General features: G+C 30.3%; 2 protein-coding genes. Both read right to left on the bottom strand.

What is annotated here, in order from left to right:
• A partial coding sequence (locus tag Q0F58_RS17315) for an ATP phosphoribosyltransferase regulatory subunit (RefSeq protein WP_294379117.1) occupies positions 1–430 on the bottom strand: 430 nt, incomplete at its 3' end.
• Positions 431–976: 546 nt separating this feature from the next.
• Positions 977–3631: a M66 family metalloprotease gene (locus tag Q0F58_RS17320; RefSeq protein WP_294379118.1), complete on the bottom strand. Its 2655-nt coding sequence runs from the start codon at positions 3629–3631 to the stop codon at positions 977–979.
• Between the last annotated feature and the right edge of the window lie 1021 nt (positions 3632–4652).

Consider the following 4652-nt stretch of genomic DNA (forward strand, 5'->3'; position numbering starts at 1 on the left):
CTGGAAGACCAAATAACTCAATACCACCCTGAAATAGTTCTGAACTTCTACCTTTATGTCGTGCCTGGGTACGATATACCTTACCAAAATAACTATAACGTCTTACTTCATCTGTATGAGCATTACTATAGATACGTGCAATAGGTACAGTAAAGTCAGTTCTTAAAGTGATACGCTTTCCTTCATGGTTAATGAACTGAAACATTGTTTCTTCATTTGTCCCAAAACCACTTAACAAGTCTGCATATTCAAATGTAGGTAATAATAGTTCCTGATAGTCATGTGCATTAAATGTTTTTCTTAAATGTCCTTCAATTGTACGCATTAAAGAAGCGTCCATTCTAGTTGCATCATTACTTTCTTCAGGAATCAGATATTTAAATTCTTCCAAAGTTATATCCCCCTTATATATAAAAAGGAACAGGTCCAATGACCTGTTCCCTTATGTCATTGTTTCGTGTCCGTTTTTTTGAGTTGTATGTCAAAACGGGCTGTATCAAATTGATATAACCCTAACTAGAACCACGATGGTGATGATGTAAATTGTTGACAAAAATTGTATTTTTCATAAATAATCACCTCAGTTTTTAATATACTACCACATTTCATTCATAAAAAAAAGCATTTTAATAAAGTTTTATATATAGTTATTGATAAATCAGACATCCATTTATTGTTATAAAAAAACATCATTTTACAATATCCCAATACCCTACTTATTATAAAGTAGAATCCTTATTTATTCTCAGATTATGACTGCCCTTTACAAGTGCAACCCCCCCCAATAATTTAAAGCGAGTTTTTTATTGACCCCCTTAAAAATTAAAGGTTCATTATAATCATCAAATATTAGATACAATATTATTTTCAATTCTCACTAATACACTACGACAAGATCAAGTACTCATAATTGATTTAACGCATAAGTAAAAGAAGGGTGCTTAAGCCCCCCTCCTTCATAAAATAGATTTAGTCATTAAATGTTTTCATTCTTTTTTCTTTTAAAAACTAAACATCCAAACAAAACAACTGATACAAAAATTCCAATAGCATAAGTCATATATTGAGTTTGATCACCTGTCTTAGTAGTTGCATCTTTCTTAGTATCTGATTTAACAGCTGTATCCTTCTTAGTATCTGATTTAGCAGCTGTATCCTTCTTAGTATCTGTCTTATGATCCTTGTTAGTATTTTGATTCTCACTTAAAGTTGAATCAACTTTATTATTTTTACCATCTGTCACGACCACATTAAACTTAATTTGGTTATCTTCAGAGTCAGTCCCAGTAATCACTGTATTTCCACTACGATTAGCAATCATTTCCCCTTTGTCATTGATTGTGACACAATCATCGTTGCTCTTCCAATTATATAATACTTCTTGTCCATCATCATCATTAACAAGAGATAATTTATCACCAGTTTTAGCTTCAATTGTACCTGCTTTAGATACTGTAATTGTTCCGTTTTTAGTTTCCACTAATCCATTTTCACATTCCAATTCACATTCTACAGAATATGAACCTTCAGTTATAGACTCCTTTAGTGGAATTTCTACGCTTATAGAATTAATACTATCGTTATTTCCTTCGATTTCGATTTTCTTTATACATTCTTTATCTAAAACTTTTGATTTAACTCTTATTGTTGGAATTACCTTCTCTACACCTAAATTATTAACTTTTATAATCAATTTTTCATTTTTAATGTTTGAATAAATAGTTTTTGGACCTATTTCGCCAATTTCACAATCTCCCGGATTACCTACCAATCCCTTATTAATAGCTTCTTCATATGTCATTTCCTTAAGAGACTCATCGTACTCTGGATGCTTAGTAATTAATGTATCTGATTCATCTTTTGCGCCATAATTCCCTATACATCCACCTTTATATGAAAGATGCTGCCAATCTTTAATTGATTTCTTATGTATTTCTTTTTTACTACCATCATCATTTAAATCGATTTTAAGACCTGTTTGCTTATCATCACCATTTTTATTAAAATCAATAGATTTTCCAGCAATCGAGTTAGCAGTGCCTTCTTTAATATAAAACAGTAAATTTCTGTAGAACCACTTAACTCCAAGTTTTTGTCCTTTAGTTACACTGTATGGATCCACGCCTTTTCTTTCATCAATATCGCTTTCGTTTATTTCTGGTAATTCATATTCTGAATAGTTGACCTCATTTGTCCCCAATAATCCTGAGAATTGATAATTGTAATTCATAACACTCAAATAATTTGCTTTATGGTTTAAATCCTCGTCTCCACCATGTTTTAAACCTAGCGTATGCCCTAATTCATGCATAAATGTTCCAGCAAGTTTTGTGTCATTTGAACTTACTCCTCCATTTACATCGGCAACTATCAAGAATTGTCCTGGAATTGCTTCACTTATGCCACTCCAAGTGCGTCCATCAAATTTATTTATGAACATCGCATATCTAAAAACATTCCATCTATTACGCGAAAAATTATCTAAAGCATATTTGTTCCAGTTTTCATAATATTTTCCTAATTCTATATTTTTCTGATATTCAAGAACATTTCCACCTGATAAAGAACCCCATTTTTTTCCTGTTACATAGTCAACAGAGTCTGAGCCTGCATCTATATGCAAATTAATACCATGATTTTTAAATTGATCATATACTATTTTCATTGATTTAGATGATGGTTTTAGATTAATTTCTTTTTGTTTCTCATATTTGTGGCCGAATAAATTACCTTCTGCTCTTGGACGATACATCCAATCTATTTCCACAAAAATATCTGGTATATTTGGATCAGCACCCATAGACTTTAAATCCAAATCCATTTTACCATCGCCATTAGTGTCAACACCATTTATCTCCCAAGCATCTGGCAAACCATCTCCATCAGTATCTTTTAAAGACTCTTCAATCCAATCTGCAATATCTATCATCAGTTTATAGTAATCAGACGAACTAATATCTATAAATTTTCCACCTGTTAAAGTATACAAGTCTTTATAATCTTTCTCATATTTTGGCAAGCTTACTACAGTTGTATGCATACCTATTTTACGAAATGCACCAGCCCACTCATCCATGTTATAAAGTCTCTTATCGTCATCTCGTCCCTTATAATTTGCATCAGTTAACAAAAAGACAAAATGTTGTGCATCATCTCTCCATGATTCAATGCCTGGAAGCTTTCTAAATCCATCTGTTGGCGTTTCAGGTGTATCTCCACCTCCATCCACATTAATTCTATCAAATTCTGTTACAACTTTCTTTATGTCACTTGTCCACGCATTACCACCAAAACTATGTAATACTGAAGATTCTGGTCCATCATTTGTAATATCTTTATAATCAACAAGACAAATATTCAAATCAATTTTTTTTGATTTTAAATATTTCATAAACTCTGTTAGGTTTCTTTTTACCGAGCCTATATAATCTCCCATAGATCCAGTAGAATCAATAACAAAAGCCAAATCAGCTTTTTTAATTTTATTTACACTTAATTTTGTTGCATATGACTCCATATCTTTTGTCGTATCTGTATCAATAGTACTATCTCCAATAGCAGACGCCATAGAAACAGAAGAAAAAACCAATGCAACAGCTAACAATAAACTGCCAATCTTTTTCATTTTCATATTATTAATCCCCTTCCGATAATAGTTTTAAACAATTTTAATATTATTAACACTTCATAATCCCCTTCAACCTTTTATATAAGCATTACTTCTTTTAAAATTGCTTCAAAGCAAAAGTATAAATTATAATATATCAACTATATTCCATACCCATTTCTCCTCTCTAAAAAATGTTATGTTTCTCATCGCTATACTACCTTTTCGCTTATGGATTACTACTCCTTATAACTACTAAGAATAAAACTCTTAACTCACGATAAGAACTCACATTTAATATTATAATCTATAGTTTCTTAATAATTTTTCTTATAGCACTAATGAACTTTTCTCTGCACAAAATTCTTAGTTTCTATTTTGACTATTCATTATAATCTAAATTAATAAATCCAATTTTGAATACCTATAATCTGCAGGAAACAGTCTTTTTAATCTTTGCCTGTTCTTTCGAACATTATCTAAAAAGGATCTTATTCAAAACATGTTAATAGTATACCTGTAGTTTATGGGTATTTAAAAAATTAGTTAATCTTTGTCACTAAACTAACTATTCTCTAAGTAACCTATAAATATTTTAATTAATACTATTTATCGCTTATCTTATACTCAAAGACATGTAAAACATCTACCTTTATTAGTCTGTCATTATATAATATTTACAATATCTGTACATTCATAAATGATCCTTAATATCTATTATTGATAATAAATGATAATACATTTGTAGATAGTACGTATTTAAATATTTTTTCAATTTGAACTCTTACATATAATCAAAAAAAACCTTTAGGTATTCAAACTGTTGACAAACTAAATGTTAACAGTCTTTTCTTTTAAAATTGAATAGTATGTGATAATATAGTTAATGTTGTAAGTGTCCACACTCCAATTAAGCAAATATTGTGGCCTTATGGCCTTTGTTTTCTGTCAATTGTCACCGAAAAATGATATAATTAAGGTGCTTAATTGGAGGATATAAATATGGCAATGACTAATCGTGCAAACATTAAACGTGATGGACTTA

The sequence above is a fragment of the uncultured Clostridium sp. genome (genome assembly GCF_934754915.1).
In the GTDB taxonomy this organism is placed as follows: Bacteria; Bacillota; Clostridia; order Clostridiales; family Clostridiaceae; genus Clostridium.

What these genes read in the sequence shown, in the direction of transcription:
- Q0F58_RS17320 (WP_294379118.1), bottom strand. Translation starts at nt 3,631, where the DNA reads ATGAAAATGAAAAAGATTGGCAGTTTATTGTTAGCTGTTGCATTGGTT.